General features: G+C 33.6%; 19 protein-coding genes. 2 read left to right on the forward strand and 17 right to left on the reverse strand.

Annotated elements, in window-relative coordinates; translation table 11 throughout:
• Positions 1–282: 282 nt before the first annotated feature.
• From adhE to Q7P22_RS05100, 11 genes are all read right to left on the reverse strand, one after another.
• Positions 283–2,913, reverse strand: coding sequence for a bifunctional acetaldehyde-CoA/alcohol dehydrogenase (adhE, locus tag Q7P22_RS05050; protein WP_303861459.1), 2,631 nt, complete (start codon positions 2,911–2,913; stop codon positions 283–285).
• A gap of 628 nt (positions 2,914–3,541) precedes the next feature.
• Entirely contained in the window at positions 3,542–4,186 is a 645-nt protein-coding gene (locus Q7P22_RS05055; RefSeq protein WP_303861462.1) for an FMN-dependent NADH-azoreductase, read from the reverse strand.
• A gap of 109 nt (positions 4,187–4,295) precedes the next feature.
• Complete coding sequence (locus Q7P22_RS05060) at positions 4,296–4,958, reverse strand: SGNH/GDSL hydrolase family protein (protein ID WP_303861465.1); 663 nt, start codon at positions 4,956–4,958, stop codon at positions 4,296–4,298.
• Positions 4,959–5,909: 951 nt separating this feature from the next.
• Entirely contained in the window at positions 5,910–6,953 is a 1,044-nt protein-coding gene (locus Q7P22_RS05065) for a PocR ligand-binding domain-containing protein (RefSeq protein ID WP_303861469.1), read from the reverse strand.
• A gap of 145 nt (positions 6,954–7,098) precedes the next feature.
• Positions 7,099–7,965: a glycine betaine ABC transporter substrate-binding protein gene (locus tag Q7P22_RS05070; protein WP_303861471.1), complete on the reverse strand. Its 867-nt coding sequence runs from the start codon at positions 7,963–7,965 to the stop codon at positions 7,099–7,101.
• Positions 7,966–8,017: 52 nt separating this feature from the next.
• On the reverse strand, positions 8,018–8,824 hold the full coding sequence (locus Q7P22_RS05075; protein ID WP_303861508.1) for a proline/glycine betaine ABC transporter permease: 807 nt from the start codon (positions 8,822–8,824) through the stop codon (positions 8,018–8,020).
• The gene (locus Q7P22_RS05080) at positions 8,817–10,013 is read right to left on the reverse strand and encodes a glycine betaine/L-proline ABC transporter ATP-binding protein (protein ID WP_303861473.1); all 1,197 of its coding nucleotides are present in this window, start codon (positions 10,011–10,013) and stop codon (positions 8,817–8,819) included. Before Q7P22_RS05080 ends, Q7P22_RS05075 begins: the two co-directional genes overlap by 8 nt.
• A gap of 566 nt (positions 10,014–10,579) precedes the next feature.
• Positions 10,580–11,260 carry a TrkA C-terminal domain-containing protein gene (locus tag Q7P22_RS05085; RefSeq protein WP_369695493.1) on the reverse strand — a complete coding sequence of 227 codons (681 nt, stop codon included), beginning with the start codon at positions 11,258–11,260 and terminating at the stop codon, positions 10,580–10,582.
• A gap of 317 nt (positions 11,261–11,577) precedes the next feature.
• Entirely contained in the window at positions 11,578–13,515 is a 1,938-nt protein-coding gene (locus Q7P22_RS05090; RefSeq protein ID WP_303861476.1) for an FAD-dependent oxidoreductase, read from the reverse strand.
• Between the two features lie 185 nt (positions 13,516–13,700).
• Entirely contained in the window at positions 13,701–15,446 is a 1,746-nt protein-coding gene (locus tag Q7P22_RS05095) for a sigma-54-dependent Fis family transcriptional regulator (RefSeq protein WP_303861479.1), read from the reverse strand.
• Positions 15,439–15,564 (reverse strand): hypothetical protein, encoded by a 126-nt coding sequence (locus Q7P22_RS05100; RefSeq protein ID WP_303861482.1) that lies wholly within the window; start codon positions 15,562–15,564, stop codon positions 15,439–15,441. The genes Q7P22_RS05095 and Q7P22_RS05100 overlap by 8 nt, the downstream gene beginning before the upstream one ends.
• Before the next feature lie 260 nt (positions 15,565–15,824).
• On the opposite strand from Q7P22_RS05100, the gene Q7P22_RS05105 reads away from it, so the two are divergent.
• Positions 15,825–16,058, forward strand: a complete 234-nt coding sequence (locus Q7P22_RS05105) for a DUF2249 domain-containing protein (RefSeq protein WP_303861485.1) — start codon at positions 15,825–15,827, stop codon at positions 16,056–16,058.
• Between the two features lie 97 nt (positions 16,059–16,155).
• Here the strand turns inward: Q7P22_RS05105 and Q7P22_RS05110 are convergent, their stop codons facing one another.
• From Q7P22_RS05110 to Q7P22_RS05130, 5 genes are all read right to left on the reverse strand, one after another.
• Entirely contained in the window at positions 16,156–17,133 is a 978-nt protein-coding gene (locus tag Q7P22_RS05110) for a Gfo/Idh/MocA family protein (RefSeq protein ID WP_303861487.1), read from the reverse strand.
• 114 nt (positions 17,134–17,247) lie between these two features.
• Positions 17,248–19,410, reverse strand: coding sequence for a 3'-5' exonuclease (locus tag Q7P22_RS05115; RefSeq protein ID WP_303861490.1), 2,163 nt, complete (start codon positions 19,408–19,410; stop codon positions 17,248–17,250).
• A gap of 301 nt (positions 19,411–19,711) precedes the next feature.
• On the reverse strand, positions 19,712–19,930 hold the full coding sequence (locus Q7P22_RS05120; RefSeq protein WP_278278698.1) for a hypothetical protein: 219 nt from the start codon (positions 19,928–19,930) through the stop codon (positions 19,712–19,714).
• Between the two features lie 52 nt (positions 19,931–19,982).
• A complete protein-coding gene (locus Q7P22_RS05125; RefSeq protein WP_303861498.1) occupies positions 19,983–21,203 on the reverse strand; it encodes a zinc-binding dehydrogenase in 1,221 nt (406 codons plus the stop codon).
• Positions 21,204–22,091, reverse strand: coding sequence for a class II fructose-bisphosphate aldolase (locus Q7P22_RS05130; protein WP_303861501.1), 888 nt, complete (start codon positions 22,089–22,091; stop codon positions 21,204–21,206).
• Positions 22,092–22,290: 199 nt separating this feature from the next.
• Here Q7P22_RS05130 and Q7P22_RS05135 point away from each other — a divergent pair, with 199 nt between their 5' ends.
• Positions 22,291–23,046 carry a DeoR/GlpR family DNA-binding transcription regulator gene (locus Q7P22_RS05135; RefSeq protein WP_303861504.1) on the forward strand — a complete coding sequence of 252 codons (756 nt, stop codon included), beginning with the start codon at positions 22,291–22,293 and terminating at the stop codon, positions 23,044–23,046.
• Positions 23,047–23,227: 181 nt separating this feature from the next.
• Here Q7P22_RS05135 and Q7P22_RS05140 read toward each other — a convergent pair whose 3' ends face one another.
• Positions 23,228–23,422, reverse strand: a complete 195-nt coding sequence (locus Q7P22_RS05140; protein WP_303861506.1) for a hypothetical protein — start codon at positions 23,420–23,422, stop codon at positions 23,228–23,230.
• Positions 23,423–23,555: the final 133 nt, after the last annotated feature.

Below are 23,555 nucleotides of genomic sequence, written 5' to 3' on the forward strand. Positions count from 1 at the left end.
GGTGGTTTTATGTTTCGCCCTTAAGGGCTCAACAGGCTAAAGCCTACAACAAAAATCGGGATCATATTAAAATATAATCCCGATTCTTCTAAAAAGTAATGATACCTGTCAGAAAGCTATCTACTTTATCACCATATTGCGTATTATAGTCTATCCATATTTCACAGTGCCCACCATCTTCTACGGTCTAAATATACTTACTATTTTTCTTTTTTCATATTTTTTTACCCTCATACGCCTAAAAGACGCTAGGTATTTAACCTAGCGTCTTTTAGATATGTTTTATTTAAATGATTGAATATATAATTCTTTAAGTTCGCTGATGAGTGGGTATCTTGGGTTTGCACCTGTACATTGATCATCAAATGCTTGTTCAGCCATTGCATCAACTTTAGCCATGAATTCTTTTTCGTCTACTCCGAATTCTTTAATAGACTTAGGAATATTGATAGTTGCTTTTAATTCTTCTATTTTTGCTACTAAACCATCAAATTTTTCTTGATCGGTCTTGCCTGATATTCCTACATATGCAGCAACTTCAGCATAGCGTTTTAATGCTTGAGGATACTTGTATTGAGAGAAAGTAGCCATTTTTGGAGCTTCTGTAGCATTGTATTTCATAACATTTGTCATTACTAATGCATTTGCAATACCATGTGGTACATGGAAGTTTGCTCCTAATTTATGTGCCAAAGAGTGATTAACACCTAGGAATGCATTCGCGAAGGCAAGAGCGGCAAGTGTAGATGCATTAGCCATTTTTTCACGAGCTTCAATGTCATCTGCGCCATATTTGTATGCTCTTGGTAAATATTCAAATACTAATTTTGCTGCTGTTAAAGCAAAGCCATTTGTGTAGTCAGTAGCATATGTTGAAACATAAGCTTCTACTGCATGAGTCAATACGTCGATACCAGAAGCAGCTGTTAAGCCTTTTGGTTGGTTCATCATATTGTCAGCATCACTTATTGCTATTGTTGGTAATATATTATAGTCAGCTAATGAGTATTTAATTTGTGTTTTTTCATCAGTAATGATAGCAAATGGAGTTACTTCTGAACCAGTACCAGATGTTGTTGCGATACAAATCAGGATAGCTTTTTCGCCCATCTTAGGGAATGTGTATACTCTCTTTCTAATATCCATAAATCTCATTGCTAAATCAGTAAATTCAGCTTCTGGATGTTCGTACATAATCCACATAATCTTAGCAGCATCCATAGCAGAACCACCACCGATTGCAATAATACAATCTGGTTCAAAAGCTCTCATAGCTGCGACGCCTTTGTTTGCAGTCGCTAAAGTTGGATCTGGAGCTACATCATAGAATGTAGTATGAGTAATACCATAGTCATCTAATTGATCTGTAACTGCTTTAGTGGCCCCACTCTTATATAAGAATGTATCTGTTACAATAAATACCTTTTTAGATTTGTATATATCTTTTAATTCAGCAAGGGCTACAGGTGTAGAACCTTTCTTGAAGTAAACCTTTTCAGGAGTTCTTAACCAAAGCATATTTTCTCTCCTCTCAGCGACGGTTTTAACATTTATTAAATCTTTTATTCCAACGTTTTCAGATACGGAGTTACCTGCCCAAGTTCCGCAGCCTAGTGTTAATGATGGAAGAAGTCTAAAGTTATAAAGGTCACCAATACCGCCATGAGAAGAAGGAGTATTAATTAAAATACGACATGTTTTAATTCTTTCTTCAAATTTCTTTATTTTATCAGTAGCTTTTACAGGATCAGCGTAAATTACAGAAGTGTGTCCTATTCCACCGTCAGTTACAAGTCGATCTACGATATCTAAAGCTTGATCGAAGTTGTTTCCTTTGTATATAGCAAGTATAGTAGAAAGTTTTTCATGTGCAAATGGTTCAAGTGTAACATCTACTTCTGTTACTTCTCCAATAAGGATTTTTGCTTCTTTTGGACACTCAAATCCAGCTAATTTCGCTATTTGATAAGGGCTTCTACCAACGATTTTTGCATTGATACCGCCATTAGCGTTTAAGATAACTTTTCTTACCTTTTCTTTTTCCTCATTATTCATTATGTAGCAGCCTCTATAAGCGAACTCTTTAATACATTTATCATAAACGCTGCTTACAATAACTGCAGATTGTTCAGAAGCACAAATTGTACCATTGTCGAATGTTTTAGAAACTATAATTGAGCTAACTGCCATAAGATAATCTGCACTGTCATCAATTAATGCAGGAGTATTACCATTACCTACACCTACAGCTGGTTTTCCAGATGAATAAGCTGATTTAACCATTCCAGGACCGCCTGTTGCAAGTACCATATCTGCATCTTTCATAACTTCTACTGATAAGTCGATAGATGGTTCATCGATCCATGCTATAATTCCTTTTGGAGCACCAGCTGCAACAGCTGCATCTAAACAAACTTTTACCGCTGCAATAGTACATTTTTTAGCACCTGGATGTGGAGAGAAGATGATACCGTTTCTAGTTTTTAAAGCTATTAGGCATTTAAAAATAGCTGTTGATGTCGGATTTGTTGTAGGTATAACAGCTGCTAAAACACCAATTGGCTCAATAATCTTTTTGAAACCAAAGGCTTTATCTTCTTCAATAACGCCAACAGTTTGAGTATTCTTATATGCATTGTATATGTACTCTGAAGCAAAATGATTTTTGATTACTTTGTCTTCGATTAGACCCATGCCAGTGTCTTCTACTGCCATTTTTGCTAAAGGAATTCTTTGTTGGGTAGCTGCTGTAGCTGTTGCTAAGAATATTGCATCAACTTGCTCTTGAGTATAAGTTGAAAATATTCTTTGAGCTTCTTTTACTTCTGCAATTTTTGCTTTTAATGTCTCAACACTGTTTACCAACCCGTTGTCTACTACTACTTTTTCTTCTTTAATCTTTTTCTCTGACATTAATATGCCCCCTTAAAGTATTATAATAAATACATTTGGTATTCATTTAAAACCATTATCTAAAACCATCTAAAAACTATTATCGATATTTTAGCGCTAAATATCAGTTTTTGACCTCGAAACTAGTATATATTAACGTTTTTATAAAGTCAACTGAAAAGAAAATAACAATCTTTTTTACAATTTTTTAAAACTCAACTATTATATAAACTAATGTCAAAGGCGGCGTTATCCCTTGTAATTCAATGGATATAAGGTCTCAACCTCAATTTTAGACAAGTTTAGAGAAAAATGTTTTTATTCAGCAGATTCATCCTTTACAAATGGACAATTTAAAAACAAATATTCGTACAAGCAAGGTAGATAAAGGCTTGACAACTTTTATCCCTTTGAAAATATGTTTCACTAATTTGTTATTTGATAAACTATCTGGTTATTTTTGAGAATTTTTAAAAATATTTTAATAAATTTTTAAGCATTTAACTGTAAAGTTAAAAAACCGGCGTCAATTAACTCGTCGGTTTAAAAAACGGAAAATGATTTCTAGTAAAAGGTGTTCTATGGGCTATTTCATCATAAATTGTTTGATTTAAACTTAAATACAAATACTCGTAATAGCGCTAATAATCTAAAACAGTTTTTCAACTAGATGCGGTATTTTTTCTGCAGCAGTTTTTATTGCGTTTTGGCGTTCTTCTTCTGTTGTTCCTGTGCCATCTACCAATAATTCATCAAAGGTATTGATCCCAATAAATTTCATAATATCCTCAACATAGTTTAAACCTTTAGAAAGAGCTGATTTTAGTATCCACGGAATATTGCCACCAGAAGATTGAACATAAATAAATACTCTTTTCTTATCATTCATAAGGCCATGTGGTTTGTTGCCTTCAAAGGTAATTGTCTTTCCAGACTGTATAATACAATCTAGATATTCCTTTACTGGAGCTGGAAATGATAAGCTCCACATTGGCGCTGCTAGAACATAAATATCAGCTGCCTTAAATTGATCACAAAGATCTTCTATTTTTTCAACCTCCTTTTGCTCCTCTGTAGTAAGCTTATTTCTTGCCTCTGAACTAACAATGGTGCTTCTACTTTGAAAATAGCAGCCTTTTAATTGAGGAACGTGTTCTTCGTACAGATTTAGTTCCTCCAATTGCACCGTTTGATCTTTCTCTAAGATCGTATTGACTAACGCTCTACTAACTGTCCTACTTGAAGACTGTTCTTCAGCCTTCGAATTTGCAATAATATAAAGTAGTTTTTTCATACATATCACCTCAGTATGTTATTTGAATACTAAAAGTATTATGTATCTTTTTAATGCACTCTATTCTTTTTTCCATTGATGACTGCAATAGATTAACATAATAAAAATTTTATCCTAATATTTCCTTAATTTTCTTTGCAAAGGCATTGGCTAAGTTTTTATGCCCTTCTTTTGTCAGATGTAGTCCATCTTCTTCCGATGGTTTGGCTGATAATGCAGCATCCATAAATTCTACACCTAGTTCTTCTGCAATCATTTGAAATTGTGGTGCTAACTGCAAAGATTTCTCAAAGGATTCTAAATATCCAAATTCTTCACCAAATGGAGATACTACTATTGTTTTGTTTATATGTATTGGCGAAACAAGTAGTATTTTTACTGGTGTATTTGTATTACTTTTTTCTCTTGTCCAGTCAATAGCTATTTGGGCTAATGCCCCTGCCCCTCTTGCGATTTCAGAAGGTCCTATATTGAAAATCTTTTTCATATCATTGCTTCCAAGCATAATGATAATTAAATCTAATGGATCGTGAGATTGCATAGATGGAATAAGCATTTTTCTTCCGTTTCGATTACTATCAAAGGGATCATCAAAAACTGTAGTTCTGCCACATAAACCTTCTTCAATAATTTTATTATCAGGTCCTAATAATTGCTGTAGTATACCTGTCCACCGTTCTTTCTTAGAATACCTTCTTCCAGTAAGAGGAGTAAACCCAAAAGTATTAGAATCACCGTAACATAGTATTCGCTTTTTATTTTTATTGCTCATTTTAACTTCCTCTCTATTTTATAGATTCATTAAGGACTTTTCTCCCAGTATTTTTGCATGATGATGAGAGAATTTATCTAAATAGATTTTTTTACAATATGTCCCTATTATATTATACAAACTATTGCCTTTAAGGTCTACTTTTCTATGGAATACATACATCTTATCTCTGATTCATATGATCTTTCATAGAGCTTGTATTCTTTTTGGAAATCTCTTTCCATAATAAATAAATCCGTATAGAACTCTCATAAATGAAAAGTAAGGCCGAATACTTCAAATTTTTTCAAAACTTACTGTGCTCATATAAGATACTCCTTAGTTTTTTATTGTTGTTATCCTATACGCTCTAATATGCTAGCACATTTTAACAAACATTCTTGCACATTATTACACTTTGTGAGAAAATGCAAGAAAGCAATTACCACCTTAAAATAATACGATTATATCAAAATAAAAAATCAGAAGAGGTTAGCATGATAACATTTAACGATATAAAACAAAATGAAGAAATACAAACATATATAAAAAGCAAATAAGACTTGAGTTGACAATAGATACAAAGTTTGGTGCCGTTATGGATTATTTTGAAATATTCCTAGGCAGAATGATACTATGTAGAAGGGCAGCAGAATATTTAAACCTCAACTTTAAGCTGATAATAAAAGGTATGGAACTTCTGTAAATAGAGAACTTTATTCTTGAAACAATTTAATTCACCTTATAGTTTCATAATATATGAAACTACTAATCTATGTTATAAAGCTTACAATTAGAAGCCTTGAAATGAATAATGTAGTGCATAAGTTAAAAAGTAAGTATGTATATAGGGACAGTTAACTTTCTCTCCTTAAATCCATAAGAGAAAATTACTGCCCCTATATCATACTTTTGTTAAGCAAGGCTTTCTTTTTGTTATGCTGGTATCAGTTGTAAACTGTAATAAGTACTTTAATCTTCATTTGTCATATTATTTAAATGAGCGGCTAAATAACTCACTTCCGTTAAATTCGCAGTGACTTCTTGTATCGCTGCTGATTGCTGTTGCGTAGTGTCTAACGTAGAATTAGATGTTTCAATGGTTTTATCTGTGGAATCTTGGATATTTTTTGTAAGTTCCGCTATTTTATCAGCTGTTTTTCTTGAGTTTTCGGATAAGTTTCTAATCTCAGTAGCTACTACACCAAAACCTCTACCAGCGTCACCTGCCCTAGCTGCTTCTATAGCTGCGTTAAGTCCTAACATTTTTGTTTGATCTGCAATATTTTTTATTAAATCTAGTATTGTATAAATCTCAATAGAAACAGTTTTCACATTGTTAATCTCATCATTTAGCGTATGTTGATTCGCTGTTACGTTTACTGATGAGGCACTAAGTTCTTCCATAGTCGCAGATATTTGACTGAACTTATCTGAAAGAGATTGGGACATATTGCTTAATTTTAATTGTTCATATCCTATTTTTGAAAGTGCATTTGCTACAATGTATAATACTTCAGCAGCTGCGGTCACATTTTTTTCATTCGTCATATATACATCTTTCACGGCATCGGCATATTGATCTGCATCTACTCCTATTTCAACGGCTGTATTTCTATATCTTGATTCTTCAGGAGTAGAGGTTAAAACTTGCCCGCCCAAAATGGTTCCAATCAAATGTCCATTTACAAGAATGGGTGCTGCAAAATCTATTAATCCGGCATGGCAACTATAAATATATGGTTTACCAGTCCTAGCAGCCTCTTCGCCACCTTTTTTATGTGATAATGCACATCTATCGTTTCCAACTTTAGTGGATTGAGTAAAGTCTATGCAAAAACTTGTGTATGAACTTGGTTTCGTTACCGGATCCCCTTCTTTATTTACTGTCACGCTGGCAATATTCATCCCTATTGCAAAATTGTCTTGAAACTTTTGCAATAATTCAATGTCAATAACGTCTTCAATTTCTAGTACTTGTTCATCTAACTCACCGTTTGCTAATTGTCTAATCATTTTCAGAATCCTCCTCATTACATATAATATATTTTACTAATAATATCGCCATTCTATAAATATAATTAAGTGAAACGCCAATAAAAAAAGTAAACAGCATTAACTGTTTACTTTTTAAATATTTAATATAAATTAGTGATTATTATTACTTTAACCATTGAGTTACTACTTCTTCATTAGCATTCATCCATGTTCTTGCAGATTCTAATTCATTGCTTCCTTCTTCTATAGCACCCATTAATTCACTTAGTTGCTCATCTGTTAAAGAAAACTTTTCTAAGAAAGAGTACACTTCAGGCATATCTTCCTCTAGTCCTGTACGAGCAATGGTATGTATTTCTTCTGTTTTTCCATATACTCCTTTAGAATCTTCTAAAAATTTTAAATCAAAATCAGCAAACTTCCAGTGAGGCGTCCATCCTGTCACTACTACAGGAGTTTTTTCGTCAATTGCTTTTGATAATGATGCTGTCATAGCCGCTTCACTGCTAGTAATAAGTTCAAAATCCAAATCATATTCATCAATAGCTTTTTCCGTCGAACTCATGATACCTGCTCCAGCATCAATGCCGATGATTTTCTTATCAAATATTTCTGCATTATCATTTAGTTCTTCTATACTATCTACTTCTACATATTCTGGTACAACTAAGCCTATTCTCGCATTTCCGTTGTTTATACCCAAATCAACTAAATTATCACCATACTCTTCCATATAGCTTTCATGAGTAACTGGTAACCATACGTCTAAGAATGCATCTGTATTACCGCTGGCCACTGATGTAAATATTGGTGCCACATCAGCTACGGTAATATCCACCTCATAATTCATATGATCTTCTAGAACTGCTGTTACTAAATTGGTCATGGCAATTCCCTCAGCCCAGTTTACCACACCTAGTTTAACGGTTCCATTATTATCGGACCCGTCACCATCCTTTGCACATCCAGCAAAAGCTCCTACAATCATAAAAGTTACTAATAACAATATTGCAAATTTTTTAAAACGCATTAAATCTTCCTTTCATTTTTTATTCTAATAGACATATTAGTCTATAAAAACTCTACTTTTCTTTGCCTAGAGATTGTGTTACTCTGTCAAGTATCATTGCCAATATGACCACTGCTAGGCCTCCCTCAAAACCTTCTCCAACCTTCATCTGCGTAATACCCCTAAGCACAACATTACCAAGGCCACCGCCACCAATCATTGAAGATATAACAACCATAGACAAGGAAAGCATAATCGTTTGGTTTAATCCAGCTAATATGGTTGGCATTGCCAAGGGTATTTGTACTTGAAATAGTTTTTGCTTGTAAGTGGCTCCAAAAGAATCCGAGGCTTCGATGACATCTTCAGATACTTGTCGTATTCCCAGGCTCGTAAGTCTAACAACAGGAGGCATCGCAAATATAACCGTTGCAACTGCACCAGGTACTTGTCCAAGATCAAAGAAATATACTGCAGGTATTAAGTAAACAAAAGCAGGCATTGTCTGCATAAAATCTAGTATGGGGCGAACTATTTGATCAAGTTTATCACTTCTAGCCATCCATATTCCTAGAGGAATTCCTATGGCTAACGCAATAAAAGTTGCCGTTAAAACTAAAGCTAGTGTTTCCATAGTCTCGCTCCAAAGATTCATGCCATAAATCAAACAAAGACCTATGGCTGCAAGAATACTTTCTTTTTTTCCTACCCTCAACCAACAAATAAGAACAATAAGTCCAAGAATACCATTAAATATTCCTTCAAATAAATTAAGTACTCCCAATAATATCAGTTTTATTATATCAAAAAAATCGCTAAGATTTTTTGTCATCCAATCAATTGCTACTTCAACTACCTCACCTATAGGTAAATTAATCACTGTCACCACCCCCTCCTAAAATTCCTGCTAGTACAGAAATCTTAAAAATAATACCCAACATACGATTATCGTCATCTACCACTACAATGGGATAAGGAGATTCCATAAAATGAGGTAGTATTTCCTCAATAGCTTTATCTAAAGATACGGTTTTTACATTTGTATCCACAACATCTTCAAGCTTATTATTGTTTGCTTTGAGAGCTTCTAGTGCTTTTTCCGCAGTGATAATTCCTTTAATATGACGCCCTTTATCTACTACAAAAATACTGGATATAGAAGCATCGTTCATTTTTTTAACAGCCAGTCGCAAGCCATCTCTTTCAGTAACTACTACATCCGCTTTTTTCATTATAGATGCAGCTGTTACTACACGTGCTCTATTAACATCTTGAACAAACTCTTTTACATAATCATCGGCTGGATTATTTAAAATTTGTTCTGGAGTTCCTGTTTGAACAATAACGCCATCTTTCATGATAGCAATACGATCACCTATTTTAAGTGCCTCGTCTAGATCATGTGTTATAAAGATGATGGTCTTTTGCATTCTTTCCTGCAAAGATACTAACTCATCTTGCATTTCTTTTCGAATCAATGGATCCAATGCACTGAAGGCTTCGTCCATAAGTAGAATATCTGCATCAGTAGCCAATGCTCTAGCGAGACCAACCCTTTGTTGCATTCCCCCACTTAATTCACTTGGATAAGAATGTTCATATCCTTTGAGACCAACAAGCTCTAATGCGCTTTTGGCTTTTTCATGTCTTTTGTTTAGTTCAACATTTTGAATTTGCAGACCGAAAGCGACATTATCCAAAATCGTCCGATGAGGAAGTAATGCGAAGTTTTGAAATATCATTGCAACTTTCTTTCTTCGTACTTCCATAAGTTCTTCTTTATTCATGGAAACAATATTCTTTCCATCAATCCATATTTCCCCCTTACTCGGTTCGATAAGACGATTGAGGCATCGAATGAGCGTGGATTTCCCACTACCTGATAATCCCATAATAACGAAGACTTCACCTCGCTGAACTTGAAAACTCACATTAGATACGCCAAGTCCATATCCAGTTTTTTCTAAAATTTCGCTTTTTGTCATTCCTTTGTCTATTAATGGAAATATCTTATTGGGCGAAGGACCAAATATTTTATATAAATTTTTTACTTCAACTTCTACCGTCAAGATACCCCTCCCTTCAATTTTTCAAAAGCAACATCTTGCTTTTTATTTACAGTTGTTACTTTAGCATAAATTCTTTTATCCGTCAAGAACCATATACAAATTCATTTTATAAGCTAGCTTAGAATACTACTTTATTTATAAGAATATTTCTTGATTTTTTATTATTCATTTGTCATAAAAGCTTTTTCTCATTATTAAAAACCAAATTGGGTAACTAGAAATAGGATAGTTAATCCTGTTTATGCACTCTCATAGAATCGGACTGGAGCTCCATTGTTGCCATATCTTCAGTTTATCATTAGCTTTCATTAGTATAGATTTAATCACTACTACGTCTTCATCTGCATACTGCATTTCGTTTGTAGATCAAACCTGCAGCTTTGAGTAAAGTACTTCAAGGTTAACATTCCTCACAAACAAAAAAGCGCCTTCGGCGCTTTCGTTCTAATTAAAATCTTATAGGTCACCATGTTGACCATAATGTTGAAATAATTGTATATTTATAAATTTCATAAAAGCGAGAACTTTCCTACCCCATAAAAAATAGCAGCTTTCGCTGCATGTTGCTATTTTTTATTATAAAACAGACTTTTTACATTCTCAAAAGCATTGTCGGCCCCTACAAAGTATAAGATATCACCTTCATTTACAGTAGCATATGGGCCTGGTGACATGATTAAGGTATCTTCTCTTCGTATCCCGACAATCGTGGCAGAAGTACTGTGCCATAGATTAATCTCCGATAGATTTTGTCCTAAATAATTGCTATCACCATTTAACTCTATTTCATAGGGTATAAAAGGATTGATCCGATTAAAACGGCTGACTTTATCGACAAGCAGATTAATCTGCTCTATAAGATATTCATTTTCTTTTTGCTGTCCTTCTATTGTTTTAACAACTTTATTTTTTAATGATGTTACTGTATCGATATCTTTATGATGTCGTACAAAGTAGACGGCATTTTCACGTGAAGTTATCACAACACCGCTACCTTTTGTTGCTTTTACGATTTGCATATCCGATAATACACATATGGCCCTTCTAGCTGTCTCTGCAGATACACCATACTGACTTGCTAATGCAGATCGAGCAAATATTTTATCCCCTACTTTATATTGATTATTTACAATCTTTGCTGCGACATCTGCTGCAATCTGTTGGTATTTGGGATTTGTTATTTTGACCTTTTTATCCATTTTTTCTCTACCTTTTCTTTTTATACTTAACCATACTCTATTATACATGATTTCTTGATGTCATGCATGCTCAATATTTAGTGAAAATCCAAACCACTTCCAGTAATGTTTGTATCACATAGTCAGTATTTTTCTCAATAATTATATTAGCTATGTCTTTATTCTTCTTTTTACTAATAAATTGTATAATTTTATAGCCACACCTTGGTTTTACAAGGGAGAGTAGAATAAAAAGGGACAAAAACCCCTTACGGAAAGTCTTGCCTTGGATATTGCTAAAAATATCATTCTTCTCCCACCATCATGAAAAAGCTAGTCTGTGTCAATTCTATACACAGACTAGCTTTAATTACGTTAATAAGGCTCTATATTTGTCTTGCTACTTCATTTGCTTCTGCTACTGCATTAAGTGCTCTTCTTGCTTTACAAGCATCCCCAATAATATGGTAAGGTATATTAAGCTCTTTACAAGTAAGAATAATATTTTCACTATTATTAGATCTTGAGCCAATTGCTATTACTACATTATCACATTCTATTTCTGTTTTTTCTCCATCCTTTTCAACAATAACTCTATCTTCTTTTATTTCAAGACACTTTGTATTTACCATTGTTTTGATTCCTGCTTCGTATATACTCTCATTAACAGCTATCTTTCTCAATTGTCCTAGATCTTTCCCTATCTCATCAAGCATCTCTAGAACGGTTACTTCTTTTCCTTTCTCTGCTAGATGTTCTGCTACTTCAAGGCCTACTAAGCCTCCACCAACTACAACTACACCCTTACCATCTACTGGTTTTCCCATGAGAACTTCATGGGAGCTTACTACATTATATAAGTCTCCGCCTGGTACGTTTAATTTTAATGGAGAAGCACCTATTGCAACAATCACTTCATCTGGTGCTATTTCTTTAATTAAATCTTCTGTAACTGGAGTAGAAAGACGTATTTCGATACCCGCTTTTTCTGCTTGTTTACCCATAGATAATACTGCATCTTTCATTTCTTCTTTTCTTGGAGCCATTCCTGCTATCATAAATTGGCCACCTAGTCTTTCACTTGATTCACATATTATAGGATTATGTCCACGTTTTTTAAGTGTAATTGCTACCTCAAGACCGCCAATTCCTGCTCCAGCTATTAATACTTTCTTTGGATGATTCGTAGGTACTAACTTATTTTCTTCTTCTAAACCTAGAGTCGGGTTCCTCAAACAGGTAATATGTGGCATTTCTGTAGACACAAAACCATCATAGCATCCTTGATTACATCCAACACATTTGATTATGGACTCTACATCATTATTTTGGGCTTTATTACAAAATTCTGGATCTGCTAATTGAGCTCTGCCCATTACTACCATATCTGCCTTTTCTTCTTCAAGAATTTTCTCTGCTTGAGCTGGGTCATTGATTCTTCCAACAGCAATTGTTATCATACCAGTTTCTTGTCTAATCTTACTTGCATTCTCAACATTAAAACCTCTCGGAATATCAATAGGAGGAACTTCATATTTTATTCCTGCAGTGATAATATTTCCACGGGATACGTCCAAAACATCTACCCCGGCTTCTTTTGCTAATTTACAAAACCTAATTACATCCTCAATAGTTAAACCGTTTTCTAGATAATCATCATGCGCATCTATTCTCATAAATAAAGGCATCTCTTCGGGTATATTACTTCTAATGGCCTCTATACTCTCCAAAAGATAGCGAGCTCTGTTTTCAAAAGAACCTCCATATTCATCTGTCCTATGATTTAATGCAGGACTTAAGAAAGAATGAGGAGTATAGTTATGAGCCGCATGAAATTCAATGCAATCAAATCCAGCCTCAACAGCTCTTTTAGCTGCTTTGCCAAAAGCCTCTACAATTTCTTTAATAGTCTCCTTTGATGCAGCTGGTATCGTATGTTCTGTTCCTTTAATAGGTAAATCACTAGGAACAACAATCATTGCTTCAGGGTCACCTGCTACTGCTAATCCACCTTGCCATAATTGAATGCCTGCCTTCGCTCCTCCCTGATGTATCCCATCAACAAGCTTTTTTAATCCAGGAATATATTTATCTTCACTAATCGAAATAAACTTTTTTGGGGCAGAAGGAGTATGCACTGAAGCTACCTCTACCATATTTAAACCATTGCCACCTTCTGCTCTAGCCACGTGATAATTTATAAGTTTTTGTGTAACAAAACGATCTTCAGTAGCCATCTTTGTTCCCATTGCAGGGAAAACGATTCTATTTCTTAGTTCCATTCCTCGAATTTTTATCGGACTAAATAATTTTTCAAATGTCATTTGTATTTCTCCTCTCATTTTATATAATTATTGTTGTTCATTAAATAACAAGCAATTTTCATGCCAACTATTTATATTCCGTTCTTTCTCAACTTTCAAGGAGTTTCTTCTTTGATATATTGACCTTTATGTTCTATAATGAGACATGTGTCACGGCGCATGTCTCATTATCATTCAATGCCTTTTCAAATATTAAACTCATTATTATTTCTATAATCTTCTATATTTAATAAGTATTTTGACAACTTTCTATACAGAGTAGATCGCCCTATTCCCAAGATTTTAGAAGCTTCTTTTATATTGCCCTTTGTCTCTTTTAATGTTTTCACAATAACATCCTTTTCTCTATTTTCTATAAGGGGTAAATCAGAGTTGCTTTTTTTATTTGTTAGATTTTCCTTAAGATAAATGGGTATATCTTTAATCGTTAAATAATTTTTAGCTGTAACTTGAACTGCCCTTTCTAAAACGTTTTCTAGTTCTCTCACATTACCTAACCAATGATAATGCATGAAAAGATCTAATACCTCATCCTCAATTCCTTGAATGTTTAATAAAAACTTCTTATTATATTTATTTATAAAATATTTAACTAGATATACTATGTCTTCTTTTCTCTCTCGCAAAGGGCTAATTGTTATATTAAATACATTAAGTCTATAAAATAAATCTAATCTAAAGTTATTTTTTTGTACTTCTTCTATAAGATTTTTGTTAGTTGCAGATATTATCATAACATCCACTTTTTTCTTTTTATTTCCACCAACTCGAGTAATCTCCATATCTTGTATAACTCTCAGTAAAGAAGCTTGAATAGATAATGGCATCTCCCCTATCTCATCAAGAAATATTGTTCCTCCATCTGCAAGTTCAAATTTACCTGGTTGCCCTTGTTTTTTAGCCCCAGTAAAAGCGCCTCCTTCATAACCAAATAATTCACTTTCAACTAAACTTAAGGGTAATGCATCACAATTCAAGGCTACAAAAGGTTGATCTCTTCTACTACTATAATTGTGTATTGCCTGAGCAAAAAGTTCTTTTCCAGTTCCACTTTCTCCCATCAACAAAACATTGGAATGTCTTTTTGAAGCAATTTTTGCATGTTCAATGGCTTCTTTTATTTGTGTGGATTCTCCTATGATATCATCAAATGAATACAATCTTTTGTCTTCGCGATAAGATCTATTTATCCTAGAATCTTTGACCTTTTTTATAATATATATCCTGCCATTTATTTTCCCTTCTGCTTTAAGATGAGTAAGAGAAATTTTACATTCCATAGCTCCATTCCCGAAGTCTAATAAAACATCTTTTTGATAAAAACCCTCATTTTTCTTTAAATATTTCCAAAAACTATCTGTATAGGATACAATATCATCAAACTTCTTTCCTATTAATTCTTTTTCCGAAACAGAAAATAAGCTTTCTGCCGCTTTATTCAAAACATCAATATTTCCAAACTCATTTGTTAGTATAATTGCATCTGATACAGATTGATGGATAATACTAGAGTAATGATCAAAAGAGTCTTTTGAATTATTTATTACTGATAGCTTTAATTGATTTTCAATAGTATGGCTAATGGCCATTACCATAGCTAAAGTGTGTTGTGAAAAAGTATCTGCATAACCAGTAATTCCAATACAACCAATCAACTTACCATTAATATCATGAATTGGTGAGGCGGAAGTAGTAAAATCATGAAAATCTGCATAGGCATTTTCCCACCCCCATGTTTCAATTGGTTTGTCTAAGTAGAGGCAAGTTCCCATAGCATTTGTCCCTACTTTTTTTTCACTTAGATTAACCAGATTTATTTTAGTTTTACCCAATATATTTGGTGTGATATAGGTATCTAAAATAATTCCATTGTTATCTATCAATGTGATCATAAAACCAGTTTTCTTGATAATATTAAACAAATCAACCATATAAGTAAACATCTACATCATTATTTCTACTTCTAAACCAAGAGTCCCGTATCTCTTTTCTTACTTCAGGAATTTCACTTTCTCCTAAAACAAAAAATTTATGCCATGTTTTATTCATCTAAATACCCCCATGATTGTTGTATATCATCCTTGCACTTATTTAAAATATAAAACATAAAGGAACCCATCACTAGACTCCTACTTTTTCTTACACATTTTATAAATTTACCCCTAGTAATATACTTGCAAACAAATTAATAAGCAATTTCCTCTCAATCATCTTCACTTTCTAAAGCCACCAAATTAATTTATATTACTTTCATAGATAAGCATTACAAAAGAAAAATAGGTAATACTAATACAAACTAATTAGGAGGTATGATGATGTTTGTTGCTCAGGTAGATGCACGTAAGTATGAAGCAAAAGATAAGCATAGAATTATTTTTGAAACGTATCATAGTTTAAAACCAGGTGAAAGTATGGAGTTAACAAATGACCACGACCCACTTCCCCTTTATTATCAATTTTCAGCGGAATATACAGATCAATTTGAGTGGGAATATTTAGATAAAGGTCCTGATGTGTGGAGGGTACGCATCGGTAAAAAATAATTATTATAGTAAAATCAATCTTTTTATTTAGCTTAATGATTATTTGCAAAAAAGAATTTGCCAATAAAATTTCTATGGCAAATTCCTTTTCTTATATTTAGTTGTCTTTTCCGTACTTAAGCCCTGCAACTGCTCTTGCTTTTTCAAAAACTTCTACTACCTCTATGCTTATGTCTAATAGTTCGTAACAAGATGTATAATCCTTTTCTTGAATCATCTTGTCAAAATCTAAGAATTCTTCTACTAATCGACTTTTCCACTGATTTTCATCAATATAAGAAGGCTCTCCACTACAAGTTAACGTATATCCATCACAACTATTTGCAGATGATGGTATATAGATTTCACCTAAATCACCTTGTATTCGGATGGACGGTTTTCCGTGACAATCTTTTGCAGCAACACAGGCGCACTTAAAGTCTTCGTATTCCATAATAAGAATTCCTGAAGTGTCAATTCCTCTAACCATATTCGGAAAATAGTGGACTTCTTTTGGCCTTCCAAATAATCCTACGGCAAAATGAATATTATAAATATTTAAATCAGCTAATGCACCACCATAGTATACAGGATTAAAGACATTTGGCGTCTCCCCACTTTTAAATAAATCGTACCTACTTGAATACTGTATAAAATCTAGTTGTACGATCTTTATTTTGCCTAGTTTATCTAAATTCCTCTTTACGGATTTGTAATTTGATAAATGCCTTGTGGTTATCGCTTCAAAAATCATTACATTATGATTTATTGCAGCTTTTTTTAGAGCATATGCCTCCTCTACGGTTGTAGTGAAGGGTTTTTCACATATAACGTGCTTATGGTGCTCTAAAGCCTCTAAACTGTATTGAAAGTGAAGGCTATTTGGCAAGGCAACATAGATCGTATCAATTTCTTTGTTTTCTAGCATCTCTTTGTAACTGCAATACTTGTATGGGATATTCCACGTCTCTGACAATTCAAGCGCAGTATTGGGATTTCTTGAGCAAATCGCAGTGAATTCAATTTGTTCAAAATCTTTTAATGCATCTAAAAACTCACGCACAATAGGACCTGTGCCAACAATACCTAATTTCATATAATTTTCACCCTTATCTATAAATTCTTTTGTATCTATTTTGCTTTGTATATTATCACAAAATACTCTTTATGTCATTTTCAATATTATATTGTTATTAGATTGCAATATAAATTATAATAAAGGACTTGCTTCTCCCCTACAAAACAAATTAAGCCTGTGAAGGGCTCTTGTGCAGGCAATGTATAGGAGTTTTTTATCGTCTTCACTTTGATAATTTTTACTATCTGCATCACAGATTAAGACAGCATCAAATTCAAGGCCTTTTGACATATAAACAGGTATAATATTCACGCCATGTAAATCTACTACATCCCCACTTTTTATTAATTTAAGATTTGTTTTATCTTTTAAAGACTCATATAACAAGTCAGCATTTTGGGCTGTTTTACAGATTAAGCCGATGGTTTCATAACCTTCCTCTAAACACAACTGCACTTCTGAAATGATCTTATGATTAAAAGAAGATGCATCATCCGATGTATAAACTTTTGGTTCTTCTCCGTCTCTGTTAAAACTCTTTATCTCTAAATCGTGATCAATGAATTTTGAACTATAATTCAAAATCTCATTGGTGCAACGAAAACTCTTGTTCATCGTAATCAAAGATGCTTTTTTCTTATCTAGAATCTTTTGAATTTGTTCATATAAAGATAAGTCTTCTTTCTTTTCAAGGGTTTGATTGATATCTCCTAATATCGTAAACTTACAATGCTTAAACAATAAATGAAATATTTCATAATGAAGCGGATAGTAATCTTGTGCTTCATCGATGACTACTTGTTTTATGTTTATATATTCTCTAGAGCCATATATCTTTAGATGTAAATAAGCAAGAACAGCTGCATCGTCATAGCATAAGTAAGGAATATTTAGATTTTCCGCTGTAAACCTCAAAATCTTTTCAATATCGTCAGGCAGCTCAATATCTTTCGCCATGTGATAAAAGTATTCTTTATTGTTGATGAATTTTCGGTATAAATTTTTAATATTAAGCTTGGTGAATCTTTGTATATCATTTTTAATATGAAATACTTCTAATTTGCCAAGTGGCTTTTTCTTAGATTCAGATATTAGATCTAAAATATACTCTTCTAATTGCTCTAATTTCATCCCTATAGGAGTTTCTTTTCTTCCTGATATTTTATCTCGTAGTATTTCCTTCTTTACGATGCATTTGTTTTTATAATAGACATCTTCAAACTCAATCCATTGATAAGCTAAATCGGATATAAAACTATTTAATATTTCTAAAAACTCAAGAGACATTTTAAATTCCATACTGCTCTTTATAAGAGCTCCATATTTTGAGCTTGAGATAATGCTTTCTAAAAATTCGCTTCTTGGCTGTATATGCTCATTTTGAAGAATTTCAGAAAGCATCTCTTCAAATACTGCAGAAGCTACGTTATCTTCTCCTAGCTCAGGCAGTACGCTAGAAATATACTGCTCAAATAAGGAGTTTGGTGAAATGATCATAATATTATTAGATGAAAGTGTATTAGACAATCCTTGATACATAAGATATGCAGCCCTATGAAGAGCAACAGAAGTCTTACCGCTTCCTGCTACACCTTGTACCATCATCAATTCGTTTTCCATATCCCTTATGACCAGATCTTGTTCTTTCTGTATTGTTTCTACAATAGCTTTCATTTGATTAGAAGTATTTTGAGACAATAGTTTTTTTAAAAATTCGTCTACAATTTGAACTTCTGCATCATAAAAGTATTTTAATTCTCCATTTACAATCTCATATTCTCGTTTTAGATTCACTTCTCCTGTGATACGCCCACTAGGTGCATCATAATAGGCTTTCCCTAATGCAAAGCGGTAAAAGACACTTGCTATTGGCGATCTCCAATCGTAGACAATTATTTCATATGAATCATCTTCTATTAAGGAAGAACGCCCAATATATACCTTTTCAAATTCATCCTCATCATCAAATTTAAAGTCAATTCGCGCAAAATAAGGAGATTTTATGAGTTTTTCTAAAGTAGCAATTTTCTTCTCTATTTTTTCATAGTCCATGACCTTTTCTGTGATAGGATTTGTATATTGACTTAATTCAGCCAGAGCTTCAAATCCTTCACTGCTTGAAAGATTGGAAATTGAGTGGACCGTGTTTTCACGTAGTTCCTGTTTTGCAGCAATAATGGCTGATTTATTTTCTTCGTTTTTATATTTTGCTTCATGAATTTGTTTCTTTGCTAAAGCTATGGTTGTTTCTAATCTCTTCTTTTCAAAATGTAACTCAGATGGTTCATTTTCCATTGCGAGAATCACTCCTTATTTAGGATTGTCAGGAGATTCATCTCCAAAACAATATACATAACTTTAGCATAATTTCCATGAGAAATATAGTCTTGTTGTTGTTATTGGTATTTGATACAATTATAGTAGTAAATACGTACTTTGCGCACAATTGAAAATTTAGAATATTTCTCGCCTGATTCTTCACCTGCCAATTCTATCATTATATCATGGCATAGACAGTAAATTGAGCAGACCTCTATGCTGAAAAACGAGACGAGACTTCGTCATAGAAGTCTCGTCTCGTTTGATATAATATATTTTAGAATAAACCGAAGCTTGCAAAATATGCAATTACTACTGAGGCAGGTCCTGTAATCACTCTAGAGAATAAAATGGCAGGAACACCAATCTCAACAGTCTCTGGTTCAGCATCTCCAAGGCTTAAACCTACTGGATTGCTCTTTGGCGCTACTTTTGCCTCTTCTTTTGGAGCTGAAGCAGTTTCTGTAATAACAGTATCTCCATCAGCTAGAGACATATTAATTACTATTACACAAATATAATTTTTCTATAACTTGCACTCAAAAGCCCTAAATATCCTTTGTGTGACCTAATATATACTCTTCTGCTTCCTTTGACCAAACACCGTTATTTTTACTTAAGATACGTCCTAATTCAGAATCCTTTTCTACTTGGCTAATATCTTTTAGGGCCATATCTTTATGGGTGTATACGATTTTTTTCCCACCTCCTATTTCTGTTTGATGTAAGGTGGCATAAGCTACATCGTTTAAGCCTAAAATATGAGTTACGATCTTAGACACATCAACTTTTTTGTCTTCAATGAGCTTTATACCATCTTTCATATCTTGTATATTTCCTCCAGATGTACCTACATAATGATGATCATTGTAATGGATGCCATAAATGTTAATAGGTGCCATTAAGGATTTATCAGAAGGACCTGCAAAGAAGTTCAAACAGCCATCTATATTTAATATTGAAGAACCTAATGTCACTAGAGAAGGAACAGGTGCAAAGACAAAGATATCATCATATCCTCCTCCATTTACAAAAGATCTGAGAAGTTGTTCTTGATCCTCAGTATTTGCCGTATTGACGAACTCAATTTCGACTTCTTCAGAGGTATATAATTTTCTAGCCCTCTCAAGTTTTTTGTCATCAATGTCAGTTACAATTAGTTTTTTTGGCTTTTTAGGACCATGCAAAGCTAAGTCTACTGCTAATAATCCCATTGGCCCTGTTGCTCCAGTTAATAACATATTTCCATTCTCTTTAATGCCCATATGATGAACTTTTACGTCGTCGTATACATGATAATTTGCTTTGAATGCAGAGATAACACAAGATAACGGCTCAATTAGAGAACCTTCATAATAGGTATCTCCTTTAAAGGATAGTAAGCAGTCCTTATCCATAATTTCACTAGGAATGATAATATACGTTGCATCTCCACCAATATGTTCATATGAATATCCAGGAGTTTCCAATTGATTTGGAAGATTAACCTGCATGACAAACTTACTTCCAGGTTGGTGTTTTTCCTGCCATTTTGAGCCTACTTCTAATATCTCCCCACACATTTCATGACCAATAATCGTAGGGTGGTCTGATAGGTCTCTGGTAACTCTTTTATGTTCAGAACCTTGTTTGATTAATTTATAGGTAGACATACAGATGCTATCTACCACTACTTTAGCTAGGATTTCATCCTCTTTTATTTCAGGTAAATCAAACTCTTCTAAGCGCACATCTTCTTTTCCATATAGTCTTACGGCTTTTGTTTTCATTTACATTCCCCTCTCTGCTTGTCCAGTACTGCCAAACACCTGCATTTTGTCCATTACATCTTCTTTAACGATATCTATGGTCCATAGAGAAATATCGTGAGAATATGTATCTATATTTTTCTGAGCTGCTTCATTAAGCTTTTCTCTTGCTTTTACAGCTACTTTATGAGCTAGATCAGAGTAATAATTGATCTTTGTAACACCATAATAAATGGATTTCTTGTACTCCTCTTCTGATAATCCAGAACCTCCATGCATAACTAGAGGAACAGAAACAGATTTAGCTATTTCGTCTAATCTTTTATAGTCTAATTTTGGTTTCGCAATATATAAGCCATGTGCAGTGCCAAAAGATACGGCTAGTAAATCTACATTTGTCTTTTCTACAAAATCAGCCGCTACTTTAGGGTCTGTATAAATAGCTTCTGAATGGATTAGCTCATCATTTGTTTCACCAGATGTTTCTGGATTTCCCATAGTTCCTAATTCTGCTTCCACTGTTGCACCATAGGAATGTGCTAAGGCAACTACTTTCTTCGTCAGTTCAACGTTTTCATCATAAGGCAAATCAGCACCATCAATCATTACAGATGAAAAGCCTAGCTCTAGTGCCTGAGCGATTAAATCCACGTCTTTGCCATGATCAAAATGAACGACGACAGGTACTGTGGCCTTCTCAGCCTCCCTGACCATAACCGGTCCTATTATGTCTAAAGGCACAAATCCTAAATGGCTTTCTGCAAATTCCATAATAACAGGAGAGTTTGCCTCTTCAGCGGCTGCAATAATACCTCTTATGGCTTCTATACTTGCCACATTAAAGGCACCAAGTGCATATTTGTTCTCTTTTGCATATTGCAAGACCTCTTTTGTATTTACAATAGGCATTGCTAATTCCTCCTTTATGTATATCATTTTTTTCTTGCTTTTATTGTACGACCTTATGAATTATAATGAAAGGGATGGCGATAAAATCAATAAATAATCAAAATTAATCATTACAGAGCATTCATTTAACTGATTATACAGATAAAGATAAATTTTTCACATTCTTTACTCAAAATCAATCATTATTATGGAGGATAATATGTTACCATTTGAACGAAAACAAAAAATTTTAGACTTGTTAAAAACAAAGAAAAGCCTCTCTGTTGAGGGCTTAACCAAACTTTTATACAGCAGTCCAGCCACCATTAGGCGCGATCTAGCTGAATTGTCTCAAGAGGGATTAATACGACGTATCCGAGGCGGAGCTACATATATAGAAAACAAATCCGTAGATTTGCCATATGACTTTCGAAAAGTAAGTGAAAGCGAAAAGAAAAAATACATTGCCAAAATTGCTTTAGATTTCGTATATCACGATATGACTCTATTTATGGATTCAAGTACTACAGTATTACAAATGGTCCCTTTCTTAAAAGAATATAAGGGACTAAAAATATTAACGAATGGAACCATTACTGCTCAGCAATTATCTCAATATACCAATGCTGAAGTCACTTGCGTAGGTGGTAGAGTCCATCCTAAAAGTTCATCTATAAATGGTGCAGTTGCAAGTGATTTTATTACTCATTATCGCGCAGATCTAGCTTTAATGTCTGGAAAATCTCTTTGCGAGAGTGGTGCTATGGAATATACAGAAGAAGAAGCTATAGTAAGACGAGCTTACGTAAAATATGCAAAGGAAAAAGTAGTGCTTATCGATAGTACAAAATTTGGGGTTCCCTCCTTTTATCAGAGTATTCCTTTTAGCCACATGGATTATCTTATCTCAGACGGCCCCATATCCCCATCAATAAGAGAGCAAGTAGATAGATATAATGTAGAATTTATATATTAGATAATAAGTTTGAGTAAAATAAAAATAGTGGGAGAATTAAAAAAGGATCGTATAGACACTTTGGGGCGGTGACTTTTATCTACTAATATGGAGTAGGAAGCCACCCGTCCCTATATGCCCCATGCAGAGCAAACTACAGTAAAGGCCCTATCTATCATAGATACGGCCTTTACTTACTTGGCTATTTCTTGTTTTTATTACCGTTTCCTTTTGCTGCATTATTGTTTGATTTTTGATTTGCATTGTCATTTTTCTTATTTGCATTATCATTTTTCTTATTTGCATTATTTATTTTTTCAACTTTGTCTTTGTTGTCTTTTTTGTCTTTTTTGTCTTTTTTGTCGTTTTTGTCGTTTTTGTCGTTTTTCTTGTCCATTCTTTCATTATCAGCAGTTTGTTCTTCTGATGTACTTGTTGATTACAGCCAACTAAATGTACCACCTCTGACATGTTTTGTACCATCTAGTGACATGAAATGTACCACCTGGTGACAAGTTGTTTACCGCCTC

Origin of the sequence: Alkalibaculum bacchi (assembly GCF_937875145.1) — a bacterium.
Lineage (GTDB): Bacteria > Bacillota > Clostridia > Eubacteriales > Alkalibacteraceae > Alkalibaculum > Alkalibaculum bacchi_A.

What these genes read in the sequence shown, in the direction of transcription:
- Q7P22_RS05070 (WP_303861471.1), bottom strand. Translation starts at nt 7,965, where the DNA reads ATGCGTTTTAAAAAATTTGCAATATTGTTATTAGTAACTTTTATGATT.
- Q7P22_RS05105 (WP_303861485.1), top strand. Translation starts at nt 15,825, where the DNA reads ATGATGATGTTTGTTGCTCAGGTAGATGCACGTAAGTATGAAGCAAAA.
- adhE (WP_303861459.1), bottom strand. Translation starts at nt 2,913, where the DNA reads ATGTCAGAGAAAAAGATTAAAGAAGAAAAAGTAGTAGTAGACAACGGG.
- Q7P22_RS05120 (WP_278278698.1), bottom strand. Translation starts at nt 19,930, where the DNA reads ATGTCTCTAGCTGATGGAGATACTGTTATTACAGAAACTGCTTCAGCT.
- Q7P22_RS05115 (WP_303861490.1), bottom strand. Translation starts at nt 19,410, where the DNA reads ATGGAAAATGAACCATCTGAGTTACATTTTGAAAAGAAGAGATTAGAA.
- Q7P22_RS05140 (WP_303861506.1), bottom strand. Translation starts at nt 23,422, where the DNA reads ATGGACAAGAAAAACGACAAAAACGACAAAAACGACAAAAAAGACAAA.
- Q7P22_RS05055 (WP_303861462.1), bottom strand. Translation starts at nt 4,186, where the DNA reads ATGAAAAAACTACTTTATATTATTGCAAATTCGAAGGCTGAAGAACAG.
- Q7P22_RS05125 (WP_303861498.1), bottom strand. Translation starts at nt 21,203, where the DNA reads ATGAAAACAAAAGCCGTAAGACTATATGGAAAAGAAGATGTGCGCTTA.
- Q7P22_RS05065 (WP_303861469.1), bottom strand. Translation starts at nt 6,953, where the DNA reads ATGATTAGACAATTAGCAAACGGTGAGTTAGATGAACAAGTACTAGAA.
- Q7P22_RS05110 (WP_303861487.1), bottom strand. Translation starts at nt 17,133, where the DNA reads ATGAAATTAGGTATTGTTGGCACAGGTCCTATTGTGCGTGAGTTTTTA.
- Q7P22_RS05095 (WP_303861479.1), bottom strand. Translation starts at nt 15,446, where the DNA reads ATGGTTGATTTGTTTAATATTATCAAGAAAACTGGTTTTATGATCACA.
- Q7P22_RS05135 (WP_303861504.1), top strand. Translation starts at nt 22,291, where the DNA reads ATGTTACCATTTGAACGAAAACAAAAAATTTTAGACTTGTTAAAAACA.
- Q7P22_RS05060 (WP_303861465.1), bottom strand. Translation starts at nt 4,958, where the DNA reads ATGAGCAATAAAAATAAAAAGCGAATACTATGTTACGGTGATTCTAAT.
- Q7P22_RS05085 (WP_369695493.1), bottom strand. Translation starts at nt 11,260, where the DNA reads ATGTATAATAGAGTATGGTTAAGTATAAAAAGAAAAGGTAGAGAAAAA.
- Q7P22_RS05130 (WP_303861501.1), bottom strand. Translation starts at nt 22,091, where the DNA reads ATGCCTATTGTAAATACAAAAGAGGTCTTGCAATATGCAAAAGAGAAC.
- Q7P22_RS05100 (WP_303861482.1), bottom strand. Translation starts at nt 15,564, where the DNA reads ATGAATAAAACATGGCATAAATTTTTTGTTTTAGGAGAAAGTGAAATT.
- Q7P22_RS05090 (WP_303861476.1), bottom strand. Translation starts at nt 13,515, where the DNA reads ATGACATTTGAAAAATTATTTAGTCCGATAAAAATTCGAGGAATGGAA.